This is a genomic window from Candidatus Bathyarchaeota archaeon (genome assembly GCA_023131225.1).
Taxonomy (GTDB): domain Archaea; phylum Thermoproteota; class Bathyarchaeia; order Bathyarchaeales; family SOJC01; genus JAGLZW01.
Map to the genome: position 1 here is coordinate 1 of JAGLZW010000029.1, position 14363 is coordinate 14363.

17 protein-coding genes are annotated in these 14363 nt (G+C 41.5%); 7 read left to right on the forward strand and 10 right to left on the reverse strand.

Going from position 1 to position 14363, the window contains the following annotated elements:
• Window positions 1-956: HD domain-containing protein (locus KAU88_07385; GenBank protein ID MCK4478331.1), on the reverse strand; the 956-nt coding region annotated here is incomplete at its 3' end.
• Window positions 957-1047: 91 nt separating this feature from the next.
• Here KAU88_07385 and KAU88_07390 point away from each other — a divergent pair.
• Window positions 1048-1656, forward strand: a complete 609-nt coding sequence (locus KAU88_07390) for a dTMP kinase (GenBank protein MCK4478332.1) — start codon at window positions 1048-1050, stop codon at window positions 1654-1656.
• Here KAU88_07390 and KAU88_07395 read toward each other — a convergent pair.
• Both KAU88_07395 and KAU88_07400 read right to left on the reverse strand, forming a co-directional pair.
• On the reverse strand, window positions 1653-2189 hold the full coding sequence (locus tag KAU88_07395) for a hypothetical protein (protein ID MCK4478333.1): 537 nt from the start codon (window positions 2187-2189) through the stop codon (window positions 1653-1655). The genes KAU88_07390 and KAU88_07395 overlap by 4 nt on opposite strands.
• Complete coding sequence (locus KAU88_07400; GenBank protein MCK4478334.1) at window positions 2190-2546, reverse strand: hypothetical protein; 357 nt, start codon at window positions 2544-2546, stop codon at window positions 2190-2192. It abuts the gene before it with no gap.
• A gap of 79 nt (window positions 2547-2625) precedes the next feature.
• Here KAU88_07400 and KAU88_07405 point away from each other — a divergent pair, with 79 nt between their 5' ends.
• The 3 genes from KAU88_07405 to feoB all read left to right on the forward strand — a co-directional run bounded on the left by KAU88_07405 (window position 2626) and on the right by feoB (window position 5754).
• Window positions 2626-2904: a UPF0147 family protein gene (locus KAU88_07405; protein MCK4478335.1), complete on the forward strand. Its 279-nt coding sequence runs from the start codon at window positions 2626-2628 to the stop codon at window positions 2902-2904.
• A 332-nt stretch (window positions 2905-3236) separates the two neighbouring features.
• Window positions 3237-3875: a FeoA domain-containing protein gene (locus KAU88_07410; GenBank protein MCK4478336.1), complete on the forward strand. Its 639-nt coding sequence runs from the start codon at window positions 3237-3239 to the stop codon at window positions 3873-3875.
• The gene (gene feoB / locus KAU88_07415; GenBank protein ID MCK4478337.1) at window positions 3868-5754 is read left to right on the forward strand and encodes a ferrous iron transport protein B; all 1887 of its coding nucleotides are present in this window, start codon (window positions 3868-3870) and stop codon (window positions 5752-5754) included. Before KAU88_07410 ends, feoB begins: the two co-directional genes overlap by 8 nt.
• Before the next feature lie 72 nt (window positions 5755-5826).
• On the opposite strand, the gene KAU88_07420 is transcribed toward feoB, so the two are convergent.
• The gene (locus KAU88_07420; protein ID MCK4478338.1) at window positions 5827-6168 is read right to left on the reverse strand and encodes a ZIP family metal transporter; all 342 of its coding nucleotides are present in this window, start codon (window positions 6166-6168) and stop codon (window positions 5827-5829) included.
• A 2-nt stretch (window positions 6169-6170) separates the two neighbouring features.
• Entirely contained in the window at window positions 6171-6464 is a 294-nt protein-coding gene (locus KAU88_07425; protein MCK4478339.1) for a hypothetical protein, read from the reverse strand.
• 402 nt (window positions 6465-6866) lie between these two features.
• Here KAU88_07425 and KAU88_07430 point away from each other — a divergent pair, with 402 nt between their 5' ends.
• A complete protein-coding gene (locus KAU88_07430; protein MCK4478340.1) occupies window positions 6867-8249 on the forward strand; it encodes an NAD(P)/FAD-dependent oxidoreductase in 1383 nt (460 codons plus the stop codon).
• Between the two features lie 235 nt (window positions 8250-8484).
• Here KAU88_07430 and KAU88_07435 read toward each other — a convergent pair whose 3' ends face one another.
• The 3 genes from KAU88_07435 to KAU88_07445 all read right to left on the reverse strand — a co-directional run bounded on the left by KAU88_07435 (window position 8485) and on the right by KAU88_07445 (window position 11974).
• Window positions 8485-8826, reverse strand: coding sequence for a hypothetical protein (locus KAU88_07435; protein ID MCK4478341.1), 342 nt, complete (start codon window positions 8824-8826; stop codon window positions 8485-8487).
• Between the two features lie 117 nt (window positions 8827-8943).
• Window positions 8944-9207 carry a hypothetical protein gene (locus tag KAU88_07440; GenBank protein ID MCK4478342.1) on the reverse strand — a complete coding sequence of 88 codons (264 nt, stop codon included), beginning with the start codon at window positions 9205-9207 and terminating at the stop codon, window positions 8944-8946.
• Window positions 9208-9274: 67 nt separating this feature from the next.
• Complete coding sequence (locus KAU88_07445) at window positions 9275-11974, reverse strand: bifunctional acetate--CoA ligase family protein/GNAT family N-acetyltransferase (protein MCK4478343.1); 2700 nt, start codon at window positions 11972-11974, stop codon at window positions 9275-9277.
• Window positions 11975-12332: 358 nt separating this feature from the next.
• Here KAU88_07445 and KAU88_07450 point away from each other — a divergent pair, with 358 nt between their 5' ends.
• Window positions 12333-12917 (forward strand): DUF1684 domain-containing protein, encoded by a 585-nt coding sequence (locus KAU88_07450; GenBank protein MCK4478344.1) that lies wholly within the window; start codon window positions 12333-12335, stop codon window positions 12915-12917.
• Window positions 12918-12956: 39 nt separating this feature from the next.
• Here KAU88_07450 and KAU88_07455 read toward each other — a convergent pair whose 3' ends face one another.
• On the reverse strand, window positions 12957-13145 hold the full coding sequence (locus KAU88_07455; protein MCK4478345.1) for a 4Fe-4S binding protein: 189 nt from the start codon (window positions 13143-13145) through the stop codon (window positions 12957-12959).
• Between the two features lie 110 nt (window positions 13146-13255).
• Here KAU88_07455 and KAU88_07460 point away from each other — a divergent pair, with 110 nt between their 5' ends.
• On the forward strand, window positions 13256-13435 hold the full coding sequence (locus KAU88_07460; protein MCK4478346.1) for a hypothetical protein: 180 nt from the start codon (window positions 13256-13258) through the stop codon (window positions 13433-13435).
• A 65-nt stretch (window positions 13436-13500) separates the two neighbouring features.
• On the opposite strand, the gene mobB is transcribed toward KAU88_07460, so the two are convergent.
• Window positions 13501-14298 carry a molybdopterin-guanine dinucleotide biosynthesis protein B gene (gene mobB / locus KAU88_07465; protein MCK4478347.1) on the reverse strand — a complete coding sequence of 266 codons (798 nt, stop codon included), beginning with the start codon at window positions 14296-14298 and terminating at the stop codon, window positions 13501-13503.
• Window positions 14299-14363: the final 65 nt, after the last annotated feature.

A 14363-nucleotide genomic window follows, 5' to 3' on the forward strand; every position in this document is an offset into this window, starting at 1 on the left:
ATTTCTTCAGCGCTGAAAAGATTTGAAACTGTTTTGTCTTTGACATGGAAGGTTTGGTCGTAGGCGCATTTGAGCAACTGCCGCCTTTCTAGGTTTTTCATGATTTTGCTGGATTTTTTGCACAGTTTCAGCATTGTCCAGACGGTGTAATCGTTTAGGGCTAGGTATTCTTCGGGTGTTTTGAAATTGATTAGGTTTAGTTCGTCTTTTGCTTTTTCCATGGCTGTTGCGAGCATTATTTGGGCGGCTCTGCTTACGCGGTGGAAGTAGATGCTTTTGAAGGATTCTATCCGGGCTAATATGAAAGATTCGAGGGCGGAGAGAGCACCAGAGTCGACTGCTATGTTGTCGTTGAGGACGTCTAGCATGTGGATTATGCGGAAAACGTCTACGTTTCCATATTCTGCGCCAGTATGGTAGGAGTCTCTGACGATGAAGTCAAGCTTGTCAACGTCAACGGCGCTTTGGATTATTTGGTCCATGAACATTTTTCCTTTTAGGTGTAGCGAGCCTGTAGCGAGTTTTGCTACTGTTTTTGCGTCGTATCCTGCTTTTTCTAAGATGTCACTTAGTTCAGATTTCTGAACTATCCAAACGGTCATTTCTTCGTGAGTTTTATCGAGAAATTTCTCAAGTAAATGCTCAAAGACATGTGAGAATGGCCCGTGTCCTACGTCGTGAAGTAGAGCTGCGAAGTGAATCGTTTGAGCTTCTTCTTTCGATAGGTATTGAGAGAGGTTGGAGTTTTCTGTCAGTTTTTGAGCTAGGTACATGGTGCCGATGGAATGTTCAAAGCGGGTGTGGTTGGCGCCCGGGTAGACATATTCCGCGCCTGCGAGTTGACGAAGTCTGTGGAGACGTTGCATTGGGAAGGAATCTATAATATCCCTCTCTGTCTCGTTTATGTAGACGTATCCGTGAACCGGGTCTTTTATTTCGCCCCAGCGTTGACCCATGAGTGTAACGCTCCAATTTTTATCTTAGTTATTACTATTTAAGCAGTCAGCTTTAGAATCAACAATGCTAGGCAGCAGAGGATTGATTTAAGTGGCGGCAGCTGAGCGTCATGGCGTGTTCATATGCGTTGAGGGCATCGATGGCAGTGGAAAGACCACTCAAGCACGCCGCCTTGTAAAAACTCTGACAAGGAAAGGTTACGATGCCGTCTACACCACTGAACCAAGCAAAGGCATCTATGGCAATATAATAAGAAAAAATATACTTCAAGGAAACATCCGTGTTCCAACAGTAGTAGAGGCTGTGCTCTTCGCAGCAGACCGTGATTATCACATCGAAAACGAAATAAAACCACTTCTCAAAGCAGGAAAAATCATAGTCTGCGACCGCTATGTTTACTCTTCCCTCGCGTACCAAGGAGCAGCAGATGTCAACATAGAGTGGATAAAAGAAATCAACAAGCATGCTATCAAACCTGACCTCGCAATTTACATCGACGTACCACCAGATATCGTAATCAACCGCATCAAACGAAGAAAAACGGTTATGGAGACACTTCAGACACAGAGGGATGTTAGAGAGCTCTACCTAAAGCTGGTGGAGGATAAGCAGCTTATAAAGGTCTATGGAAATGCCTCAATAAGAGAAGTGGCACAAACAATCGAAAACATTGTTTTGAGGTTTCTAGAGAAACGTTAGATTGTCCTCGTATCTTCAAGTCTTAGAGCAACAGAATGCCGGTCAGTCAGTTTACTCCTGATATGCACCGTTAAAAAGCCTATCAAATCTTCAACATGAACCCGTTGCGGTCCACGCTCATAAGAAATCAAGAACTCCATATAATTCCTTCCAAACGCAAACCGCATCAGATAATAATCAAACTTCAATGGGGCACGTTTCCCTAACTTATCAACAATGTGATACTGAAGAACGCATAAAAAATCCAGAAAAATCAACGCTTTCCCAGCGATTTCGGCTTCCAACACAGCTAACTCGCTTTTATCCAGAAAAGTGAACACATTGCCGTCTCCAACGCCGAACTCAAAATCTACCTCGCATTCTGCTGGAGAAGAATGAGCTATTTCCTCAAGCCTACACCTTTTTTGGTTTAGCCGATGAAAAACCGACACTATCACCTGTTGAACCTTCTTCGACGAAGCTCTGTAAGAAAAACGAGCGACACCGTGAATAATCTTTGGAAAGTTCTCGTAACGCCCCAACATGCTTGACACTTAGGTTTCCTTCAGTTTCTTTAACCTTTCGAGATTCTCCAAAAGCGAAGCTAAAGCCGCATTAAGCTTTTGCAGCTCCTCCACATTCTCCTCTTCCCTAATCCTCTTTTCAACAGCCTGTATCTTCACTAGTATCGTACTCTCAAGAGCGCTTAACCGCACCTGACTCGTCACCTTTTCCGCATTTTCACCTTCTTTCACGACAATGACGCGTTTTTCACATTTGGCGCACCACAGCTCCCCGCCTTTAAACCTAAACAAGGGGGACGCACACGCTGGACAAGCAAGCTCCGTAAGCGTGGCGCCTTGCTTTAGCATGTCAACCATGTGTTGAATGTCACTGGACTTCTTAGACAAGTTTAAAACCTCAAATAGTAATATTACTGCTGGTTAATTTGAGGCTTGCTCTCAATTTTGTCGAGTGGAGGCACAGCTTATGGTGAGTAAGAAGAAATTAAAGGAATATGAAGAGAGAACGGGACAAGCTATGGTAGTGCTAGGTCAGATTTCTGAAGACACAACAACTCCACGGAACATAAGGCGGGCTGCCAAAGAGTCGATGGCGACACTTCAGAGTGGAGAATTAACTCCTGCTGTGAAGGCTTCAAATGCGATTTCTATTCTTGACGAGATTCTTCAAGACCCAAACATGCCGCCTTATACTCGGGTTAAGCTTTGGAACGTGATGAGCCTTTTAGAGGCCATCAAAGACTAGTGGAATGCAAAATTCATGGAGCCAGAAGCTTGAGAAAACCTGTACTTGCGGGTTTTGTTAGTGGACAAACTAAATTTTATTCCCGAATTTGAAAGACACTAAAGATATATTGTAGTTAGGCTAGTCTGGGAATTAATCACTTCTATTCTATTAAGCCGATTTTCACAACGTATTACTAGATTTGTCAATAATAATGTTCTTCATTCAAATCATTTTTCTCGCAAAGGCTGTCAATTTCTGGAAGCACTATGGAAAGCTCTTAATTGCGCGTGCACAAGGCATATTTAGAAAAAGGCTAACTGCTTGTTCCTACATATCAAAGGGGGGATTAAATGATAGCCTACGAGGGAACCTTCGATAATCTTAGTGGTAATACGCCCAAGGAACCAGATGTTTTAAAAATAGTGAAAGAGGATATCCTAAGAATATTAGGTGAAAGAAGTAAGAAGACTTCATTAGAAATTATGGAAGATGAAATTAAGGTCGCCCATCCCCTTATATCTGAAGCACTTGAAGAACTTGAAAGGGACGATTTAATAGCAATCCAAGAAAATTTTATTTCACTAACTGAACTGGGACAAGAAAATGCAAAGAATATTTTAGATAAATATTTTGTTCTTGAGGATTATCTTGAAAAAACAGGAAGCAAAATTGGAGCACATACTGCAGCTAACATTCTTGAACATTACGTTTCTGGAGAAGTTATTAACAACATAAAGAAGTTGTCAACCTTGAAAAAGGAAGGTGTTCCTCTAACAAAACTTGAACTTAACAAAGAAGGCATGATCACCGACATCACGTTTTCCGATTATGGATTATTCGAGAGAATAGTCAGTATGGGGGTATTTCTAGGGGAAAAGGTAATAGTAACAAATGAAATTCCTGATGGCATTGTTGTGAAAATAAAAAACAAAAAATTTGCCATGGACAAAAATATAGCAAAAGAGATTAAAGCGGTGGAATATGAATAATCTTAAAATACTTTTGATTGGCCAGCCAAATGTAGGGAAGTCTTCGTTACTTAATGCACTGGTTGGTCCAAGAGTTACAGTATCCAACTACCCTGGAACTACTGTTGAGATAACAAAAGCCAAAAAAAGTTTTGACAAAATAAGAATAGAGTTTGTAGATACTCCTGGAATATACTCTATTTCCGACAGAAGTGAAGAAGAAAAAGTAACTGAAAGGGCTTTGTTTGAAGAAGAAGCTGATGGGGTAATAGTAATTGCTGATGCGATCTCTCTTGAAAGAAGCCTTTATATGGCGTTGCAAATACTAGAAGCCCAAATTCCCACTGTTCTAGCTTTGAATTTTGTAGAAGATGCTGAAAAGAAAAGAATAAGAATTGACTGTGAAAAACTGAAAGGGATTCTTCATGTTCCCGTTGTTCCTGTAAACCCTTTAACAAAAAAGGGAATAGGTAAACTTGTGGATTCAGTTGCAGAAATTAAAAAAATATCGAAGAGGGCTTTCACTCTTGAATATAATGATCATATAGAAAACGCCATAGATGAAATATCCTCACAGATGAAAGAAACGTCTATACCGAGTAGGTTCATAGCAATAAGAATTTTAGAAGGAGACGAAGATTTTTATGAGTTTTTGAAGGATGAAAGAATCGTTGCAGAAGTCAGAGAAAGTTTGGAAGAGCACCCAAAAACTGCAGAAGATATAGCAATAACCAGATATGGTACAGCCTCATTTATTGCAGCAAAAGTTACCCGAATAATTCCTTTAGAAAAAGAAAAGGAATTACAAGACGAGGTTGACGGAGTTCTCCTGCATAGAATTTGGGGTCCACTGACTACAGGTTTATTCCTTCTCGCTATATTTGGAATGATATTATATCTTGGCAACCTGATACAAGGTGTTCTTACGAACTTTACAGAAAGCCTTTTATCCTCCCTTACTACAGCGGAGCATTCTATTCTTACTATAGTATTAGTTAATGGTTTAACTGGAATTACAATTGGTGTTTCCATTGCTTTGCCTTATGTTTTCTTGTTCTATTTGCTCTTAGGCTTATTAGAAGACATAGGTCTTCTTTCCAGATTTACTGTTAATGCCGAATGGTTTTTGAAGAAAATGGGTCTCCCTGGGAAATCATTTATTCCATTGGCATTAGGCTTGGGTTGCACCGCACCAGCAACTAGAGCTACCAGAGTTTTGTCATCTGAGAAAGAACAATTTCATACCGCCTCATTATTTGCTTTTGTACCTTGCTCCAGCAGGATCGCCATAATAATGGGTATAGTCGGTTTTTATGGAGGTATTAAGTTGGCTCTTTCTGTTTTCGCTACTTCGTTTGTTGCTGGTCTAATCTGGGCTTTCGCAATTAAGAAAGTTATTCAGATAAAGAGTGAACCCTTGCTCTTAGAACTACCCCCTTATCGGAAACCCTTGATCCAAAATGTTTTTGCTAAAAGCTGGATTAGAATGAAGGACTTTGTGTATATAGTTATACCACTGTTGGCACTTGGGGGAATAGCTTATGGAATTTTGGATATATCAGGCCTTACCCAAATTGTAGTAGAACCCCTTTCGCCAATCACTACTTGGTTAGGATTGCCTACTATAACCATTATCCCTATGATATTTGGATTTTTACAAAAAGACTTAACTGGGGCAATGCTTTTGTCGGTTTTGGGCAGTAAAATATCTTTTGTTTTAACTCCTCTCCAAATTTATACTTTTGGTGTAGCAACTACCCTTGGGATTCCATGCATGATTGCTTTAGGAATGCTTATCAAAGAATTTGGATTCAAAAGAGCGATAATTTTAACAATAACGTCAACAGTCTACGGTCTTCTATTTGCTGGTTTAGCTTGGAGAATAATTTCAATTGTTTGAATAACATTCAGCAGTTTTGGCTTCTTGTCCTTGCTTCTTTTTCCACCGATGATAGACTCCGACTCAATTAACTCAAGGGCGAAATTGAAGGAACAGGATCATGGTTCCAATTCCAGCCATAATCATAAAGAATTGTCGGATAGCAGACCCGAATCCTACTTTTTGATGTAGTTCGGGGTATAAATCCGTTAAGGCAATATAAAGAAAACTCGCTGCTGAAAACGCCATAACGTAAGGAATAGCAGAACTCATAATCTCTAAAGCATAATAAGCCAAAATTGCTGCCGGTACAGTGCTTAAACTAGATAGAACATTCAACAGTAGGGCTTTTCTTTTTGAATAGCCGCCATGAAGAAGTATTGCAAAATCGCCTACTTCTTGGGGAATTTCTGCGCGATTATCGAATGCATGCATTATTACTCAGGTTCTGAGAGACGACACTGTTGACGAATCTCTTTTTCCTTCCATAGAGTCAACAGTGATTCATTAAGAATATATAAGCAGACTCTATCTCCTTCTGAGATTGATGGTGCATATAACTGCACTAAAACTGTCAGATTTTCACCATAAAGATAAAACTTCCCTGGGTTGTACCACACCACTTCTTTCTGTTCTTGGGCGTTTATCTTTCTGCTCCAGCCTCCCAAGTATTCATCCTCGAAATTCAGATATCTTTTGGGACCTTGAATATAGAGAAGACTTCCCGCCACCAAAAGGACTCTCCAACTAAGAATAGAAGACTAGAAAATTTCGATGCCAAACATTGCCACAAGTCCCAATGAATCTGGTTATTGAAGACTAAATGTTCTGAGCTTAAATGGTTTGTATCATGTTTAACTGATTATAACGCGCACGTATTCTTTGTACGCATTATCATATGCCCATAAACTGACTTTCGCGATAGCCCCACCAACTCTCAAATAAGAAAGGCTAGTAATGATATATAATTAAAAGACTACAAACGGTAACCGAAGGATTTCTATTCTCAATAATAAAGTTGCTCTGATTTTACTATTCTTTGAATATGTAGTAGACGTTCACAAACTGAAATAGTATCTATAAACTTTTATTATAGTTAGGCTATTTTGTGTAAGGTCTTTGGTGGATGGCTCTTGAAATATGACGTCGTAATTGTGGGTGCTGGGCCAGCTGGTATCTTCTCAGCCTTAGAGCTTATGGAAAATACGTCGCTGAATATTCTGATTCTCGACAAAGGCGTAGATCTTGAAAAGCGTAAGTGTCCTGCTAGTAGAGGGCTTGGATGTCTTAACTGTGATCCATGTCATGTTCTTCATGGTTGGGGTGGTGCGGGCGCGTTCAGTGATGGGAAGTTGACGCTTTCTACGGAGGTGGGTGGTTGGCTCGGCAAATTCATTACTGAGGAGGAGCTTCAAGGGCTGATTGAGTATGTTGATGGAATTTACACTAAATTTGGTGCTCCGAACAACGTTTATGGAGTTGACGTGAATCAAATTGAGGAAATTGAGCGGAAGGCGTCTCTTGCAGGTTTGAAACTGGTTCGACAAAAGGTTCGTCACATGGGGACCGAGAAGTGTGCTGAGACGCTTCGGAAAATGCGGAGTTTCTTGGATACTAAAGTGGAGGTGAGAACTAGGAGTGAGGTGAAGGGGCTTATTGTCAGGGATAAACATGTTGAGGGCGTTGAAACAGTTAGCGGCGAGAGGTTTTTTGCGAAGTATGTAGTTGTCGCGCCCGGACGAAGTGGAGCTGAGTGGTTGAAGTGTGAGGCTCAGGCTTTGGGTTTGAAAACGTTGAACAACCCTGTTGATGTGGGGGTTCGGGTGGAGGTTCAAGCTCCGGTTCTGGAGGAGTTGACGAGGGTTTTGTATGAGCCGAAGCTTTTTTACTATTCAAAATTTTTTGATGATGTTATCAGGACTTTTTGTGTTGCTCCGTATGGAGAGGTTATCACGGAGTCCTATGATGGTATTTTAACGGTGAATGGGCAGAGCTATTCGGAGAGGAGGAGCGCGAATACCAATTTTGCTATTCTGGTGAGCACGAGTTTTACTGAGCCGTTCAAGGAGCCTATTGCGTATGGTAAGTATATTGCGCGGTTGACTAACTTGTTGAGTGGAGGAGTTATTATTCAACGGTTAGGGGATTTGGAGGCGGGGCGACGGTCAACCGAGGAGAGGATTAGTCGCAGTACAGTAGTGCCTACATTGAAGAGTGCAACACCTGGGGATTTGAGTTTTGTTTTGCCATATCGGTACTTGGTGGATATCCGGGAAATGTTGGAGGCTTTGGATAGAATTGCGCCGGGGTTGGCTTCGAGGGATACATTGTTGTATGGAGTTGAGGTGAAGTTTTATTCGTCAAGACTAGAGTTAAATGAATGTTTGGAGACGCCGATTCATAACTTATTTACTATTGGGGATGGGGCGGGATTGACGCGAGGACTAGTTCAAGCATCGGTTTCAGGCGTAATTGCAGCTAGACAAATAGTGAAAAGACAAAAAGGGAAAAGCTAAAGACGCCCGCTCAGACACATCAAGCTGAGTACATGCTTTACAACTATACCAACGCTTCAAACGCCTAAGCAGCAAGAAACCTTTACTCAAATCTTTTCAATACTAATGTCCAGAAAGGAAACGTCTATTTTTGAATCGATACCAGTAAGAACATCTCTCAGAAACTGCAAACTACGCAACGCCCAGTAGGAAGGCACCGTTCCCAACATTGAACAAACAAAATTATCGTTTTCAACTAGACGTTTTGAAGCAACTCAAGCAACGCTAAAGCAAGCTTCTTACCCTTCTTCGTGATAGCGTACTTCTTCTTGAGAGGATCGATAGGAATAGCCTTCGCCAAGCCCAGTTGAGTAATTTCTATCATACGGGACCTATATGTACCGTCACTCAGTGTGAGATTATGTTTATTCATGTAGGTCTTGGCCTTCTTCCATTTTCCCTTGTCCAAAATCAAAAGAAACAGACAATCAATAGCGTGGTCTTTCTCAAGCATCTTTTTAATTGCTGCAATTTCGGAGGTTGTAAGGACCTTTGTAATCTGCTCTTCCAGTTGCTTCTCCTTTACTTTTTCTCCCATTGAAATCTCGCCTGTCATAGTTATTTGTTACTTGTGTATGTCTTTGTACTTAAAAGATTTAACCTATATTACGATATATGTAATAATACTGTGGAAATACAGTATAATTTTCGACAGTCATTTGCGCTTCCGAAAGATTTGAACCCCATCTACGATAGTGACGTATTCAAAACCAACTTCTACCAGCTTACAAGCCTCTTCAACAGTCTTTGCAGTTTTCACATGAAACTCATCGTTTATACCTTGGAACAAGGCGTGTTCAAGGTTGATGTATAGCATTGTTGATTTTATGTCTCTATATCCAAGCATTCGCTGGACGCAGATTATGTCCTTTGCCTTATGATATTCCGTTGTAGCTTTCCAGTTGCGTAGAGTGTGCAAACCTATTCTTAAGATTCTGGCGTTGTAGTTATCTTGCCAACGTTTTCCTTTGCAGATACTCGTGCAATCAAGTTTTCAGGTCAAGCGTTGCCCTCGTAACTTCTTCATCTAGGGGCTCCATTTTGAACCCTTTCTTCGTACACAAATGAAACATTTTAAGATTCCTTGACATAATGTCGCCGCAGACGCTTTCCAGCCCCATATCTTTGCCAATCTCAACTATGTAGTCAACTAGCTTAGACCCTAAGCCAAGCCCTTGCCACTGGTCTCCTACAACAACTGCAAACTCTCCAAGTTTACGACCTGGCTGTAGAATAAGTCGAGCCACGCCGATAATTTTTCTTTTCTTGCCCTCTTCAACTTCAGCTACTATGGCAATTTCTCGGTTATAATCTATGTTGCAATATCGGGTCAAAGTATCATGGGACATTTCTCTAATTATTTGGAAGAACCGGAAACGCATCGTTTCTTCAGAAAAGGATTGATATAACTCGTTGAGGAGGATTTCATCTTCAGGTTTTATAGGGCGAAGAACAACGGGTTCTCCATCTTTTAGTTTCCATTGAGTGGTGTACCTTTTTGGGTAAGGAGCAATCACTAGATGTTCGTAGGGTTGAACTTCAGCTGAAATTCTGTCGGTATCTATCACTATACGAGTGTCTACAGCTACAGCGTCGTCCTCGTCAACTATTAAAGGGTTTATGTCAACTTCTTTTATTTCAGGAAAGTCTATCACAAGTTGAGAAAACTTCACCAAGATTTCTTCAAGGAGCTTTATGTTGACACGGTGGTCATTTTTGTCGGAAACGAGTTTGTATATTGCTGTTTTCGCCATCAACCTTCTTGCGAGCACCTGATTTAACGGCGGAAACCCTATGCTTACATCTTTCAGTAACTCGGCAGCCACGCCCCCCATTCCAAATACAATGACAGAACCAAAATACGGATCTTTCTTAGACCCAATTAACAGTTCGTATCCTCTCTTCTTAACCATTGGTTGAAGTATTACACCTTGAAATTCTGCTTGGGGCATGTATTTTTTGACTTTCTGAGCCAAATCTTTAAAAGATTTCGCAACCTCTTCTTTTGAACGCACATCCAGAATAACTCCTTCAACCCTTGATTTATGAGTTATCTGCGGTGAGAAAGCTTTCATTACAACAGGGTACCCGATTTTTGAAGCGACGTCAACAGCTCCTTTAGAAGTTTTGGCAACTACAGATTTTATTGTTGGGATTTTATATGCTTGAAGAAATTGTTTTGATTCCGGCTCTGTTAAGACCGTGCGTCCTTCCTCAAACGCCTTTTGTAACACCTCTCTAAGAAATACTGGGATTGACAGCTCGATTGAAAGTTCTTCAGGGGTTTCATATAAAAGCTCTAAATTTTGCGCATAACTCCACATGTACACGAAAGTAGAGACCGCCTGTTCAGGGGTCGTAAAGGCTGGAATACCGTTCTTACGCAAAATTTTTCTTGCTTTCCAACAGCTATCTTCACCCATCAAGGAAGTGAGAATCGGTTTCGTAGTTTTCTTTGAAAGCTCCACTATCGCCTTTGCAGTCTCAACCGGGTCGGATGCTCCTTGAGGAGTATAAATAATTAAAAAGCCATCAGTGGCTGGGTCTCTAAAGCAGATTTCCATAACCTTTCTAAACCTATCAGTGGTGGCTTCCTCTAGGACGTCGATGGGATTCAATTTGCTACAGTAAGAAGGTAAAACTTCATTTAAAGCTTGGACAGTTTCATCGCTTAAAGGCGAAAGTTTTCCCCCCTTAGCTATCAAAGAATCTGTCGCCATAATTCCTGGTCCACCAGCGTTGGTGATTATTGTAAGGTTTGAACCTTTAGGATTCGGCTGCATGGCCAATGTTTCAGCACAATTAAAGAGGTCGCTTATCGCTTCAACACGGACGATCCCAGCTCTTTTGAAAGCAGCGTCGTAAATGGCATCTTCTCCGCATAAGGCACCGGTATGACATATGGCTGCTTCTGCACTTTCACGGAACCTTCCAGCTTTCACCACCACGATTGGTTTAGCTCTGGCAAAACCTCTTGCTGCACTCATGAATTTTCTCGCGTTCTTGATGGATTCAACGTAAAGCACGATACTTCTTGTTTGGGCATCAGTTCCAAAGTAGTCGATTAAATCTCCGAAGTCTACATCCAACATAGAACCCACCGAAACTACAACACTGAATCCTACTTGAGCTTCGGAAGCCCAATCCAAAACAGAGGTACACAACGCAGCGCTTTGCGAAATAAAAGCTATTTTTCCCAGGTTAGCTGCTCTGTTGGCAAAGGTGGCATTTAGCTTGATACTTGGGCGTATCACTCCGAGGCTGTTAGGTCCAATTATACGCATGTTATAACGATTTCTGAGTTCAAGAATTCGTTTTTCAAAGTTCTCTCCTTCTTCTCCAGCTTCTCCAAAGCCTGCTGAAATAATTATGATTCCTGAAACTCCTGCCCTTCCACATTCTTCTACAATTTGTGGAACAGTGTGCGCTGGTGTCGCCACGATTGCAAGGTCTATTTGTCGCGGGATTCGTTCTATTGTTGGGTAGGCGGTTATGCCATGCACTGTACGCCTGAAAGAATTAACGGGGTAAACTGCTCCTTTGTACCCCACCCCAATCAAGTTTCGAAGCAGTTTGGAGCCTACAGATCCTTCTTTGTCACTTGCCCCAACGACAGCAATTCTTCTCGGACTAAAAAGCTTGTCGAAGTTTTCGACGCCCAACCTCTGAAACTGCCTCCATTCCACAAAACTTCTCTTCACTATTTAAGAGCAGCTTCATCCTAATAAATTCCGTTTTAAGCATTGCACGCAAAGCAATTTGATAGGATTTCATATTTGTCCATTCATGCGCTCTTCCTGTTAAAAAAAGAAAGGGTTGAAATTGTGTGTCTGCGTAGCGCGCGCAGCGTAGGTTTCCCCTTCTTTTTCACTCCCACTCCATACTGACTTCTTATGCAGGTTCTTGCTAAATGTATGTTCGGCCCTCCAGCCAGAAAATGTGTTCGTAAAACATATGCATGTACTTATGATCCTGCGTTTCTAAAATCGGCTGATAGGAGGTGTGCTTCAGACAAAGTGTTAAATCTTATCAGACGATAGAATCATGAATGAAAGAGGTGAATTCGCTTTGGATATTTCCGAGTGGAAAGCCCGTCTGGAAAGGGAACGTGAGGAGAAAAACAGGTTTTTTATGTTAGATCCTCAATCACCTGTACCTCGTGAAGAACGTAGAAGTCTTGTTGGTAAGGGCCTCAGCTATTTTCCTCCAGATCCAGATTTACGCTTTGAGCTGGCACTTGACGAGCATGACGAGAAGAAGAAAATAATAGTAGCAACTTCAAAAGGTGGAGAACAAGAATTTATCCGTTGGGGCGAATTCAAATTTGAAGTTGACGGGAAGCAATGTGTACTTCAGGCCTATAAGAGTGCCCGTGAAGAGGAAAGACTTTGGGTTCCTTTCAGAGATAAAACCTCAGGCAAGGAAACGTATGGTGCGGGTCGATACCTTGATGTAGAACAGGAGAGACACCGCACGGATGAAGGAAAATGGATTCTCGATCTCAACAGAGCATATAATCCATGGTGTGCTTACAGTGAAGCATACACCTGCCCTTTCATTCCTCCAGAAAACTGGCTGGAAGTACCGATTAGAGCTGGCGAGAAAAGTTATCCTTTCAAGAAAAAATAGTGAAGTTGGATGGCAAAGGACATGGTTTTGATTAAAACTTTATATATGAACTACTCTAATTGCCTCTGCTTCGCATTCTTGTGAGCAGTCTTTGCATCCTTTACAGTTTTCAAGTTTGACCGGATATGCTATATTATCTATAATTTCCAAAACACCATAGGCACAAGATTTTACACAATCACCGCATCCAACGCACTTGTCATAGTCAATACTCACTCTAAACCTCATGGTCAAATCTTGTTCAATCCTTTAGCAGATAGTGATGTCTACAACCGTAAGTTCAAGAGAAAGATTTAAGAACTGCGTTTTCTCCGTTTATTGGTCGGAGTAGAAGTAAGATGGCGAAATGTGATATCTGCGGTAAGAATGGAAAGGATTTATCCTTGTTGGGAGCCAACCACAAAGAGTTGGGGCACATCGAGGTGTGCTCAGAGTGTTGGGAGAAACTCTACGGTGAAAACGAATTTGTGGGCGGCAGCACAGGCTCAAGCAGCAGCTCTTGCCCGACTTGTGGATAACAATCTCTGAGAGACACCTCTCTAGCAAAGAAGACATCACCTTGCTATGTTGGAAAACTTTTGTCCTAATTGTGATTTTTTTCCGGCGCCTTAACCGTGATCTCTACATGTTGTGGATGTTTTCCTACACCTTTCAGGGTATCTAGAACTGCCATAACTAGATTTCTGATGATTTGCTGGGGAAATTTTCCTATTGGGATGTTTTTACCGTCTACTTTGAGCGTGGTGATGTTCGTAGCCAGCACTTCGCAGTCTTTTTTGGTGGCTTCTCCTTCTACGATTGCTTTCGCCATATCCAGGCAGGAGTCGTATCCACAGTGCTCGCAGTTTAAGCCTGGAAGACTTCTTAGGATTGATTTGACTAGCATCCCTTTCAATGCAGAGACCATCTCCTCAAAATCGTATACTGGTATGTCAGGAAACTTTGTCTGAAATCTTTCCTTTTCTTTGACACTGCCTGAAATTCTGCCTGAGACCATAACGACGTTTGAAATCTGTTTTATTATGGCTTGTCCTTCTTCAGCCGTATCTGCACATAAAATCTTGGAATATGAAGATCTCTTGTATCCCTCCACAAGTATTATTTCCGGTTCAACGTGAATGGCGTCTAAAGCTTTTTCAAGCGAGGGTTTTTTCCTTCTGGTTATGACTACTATCTCGTTCGGTGTGGAGGCTACTGTTACAACCGCTCCGGCTTCTAGATGTCTCCAAGTGTCTTTCTTAGCTGTGTCAAAAGACCCGCTTGTATGCTTGACTGTTGCTACACTGAAACCTTCGCTATTAAACCTATTAGTTAGCCGCTCGACTAATGCCGTTTTTCCTCTTGCCCTTGCTTTACTAACAACGCAGATAATCAGTGTCATTTTTCAACCCTTGACATAACAGAGGATGAACAATACGTATTTGTCGTATCTTTCTGCGAAAACTG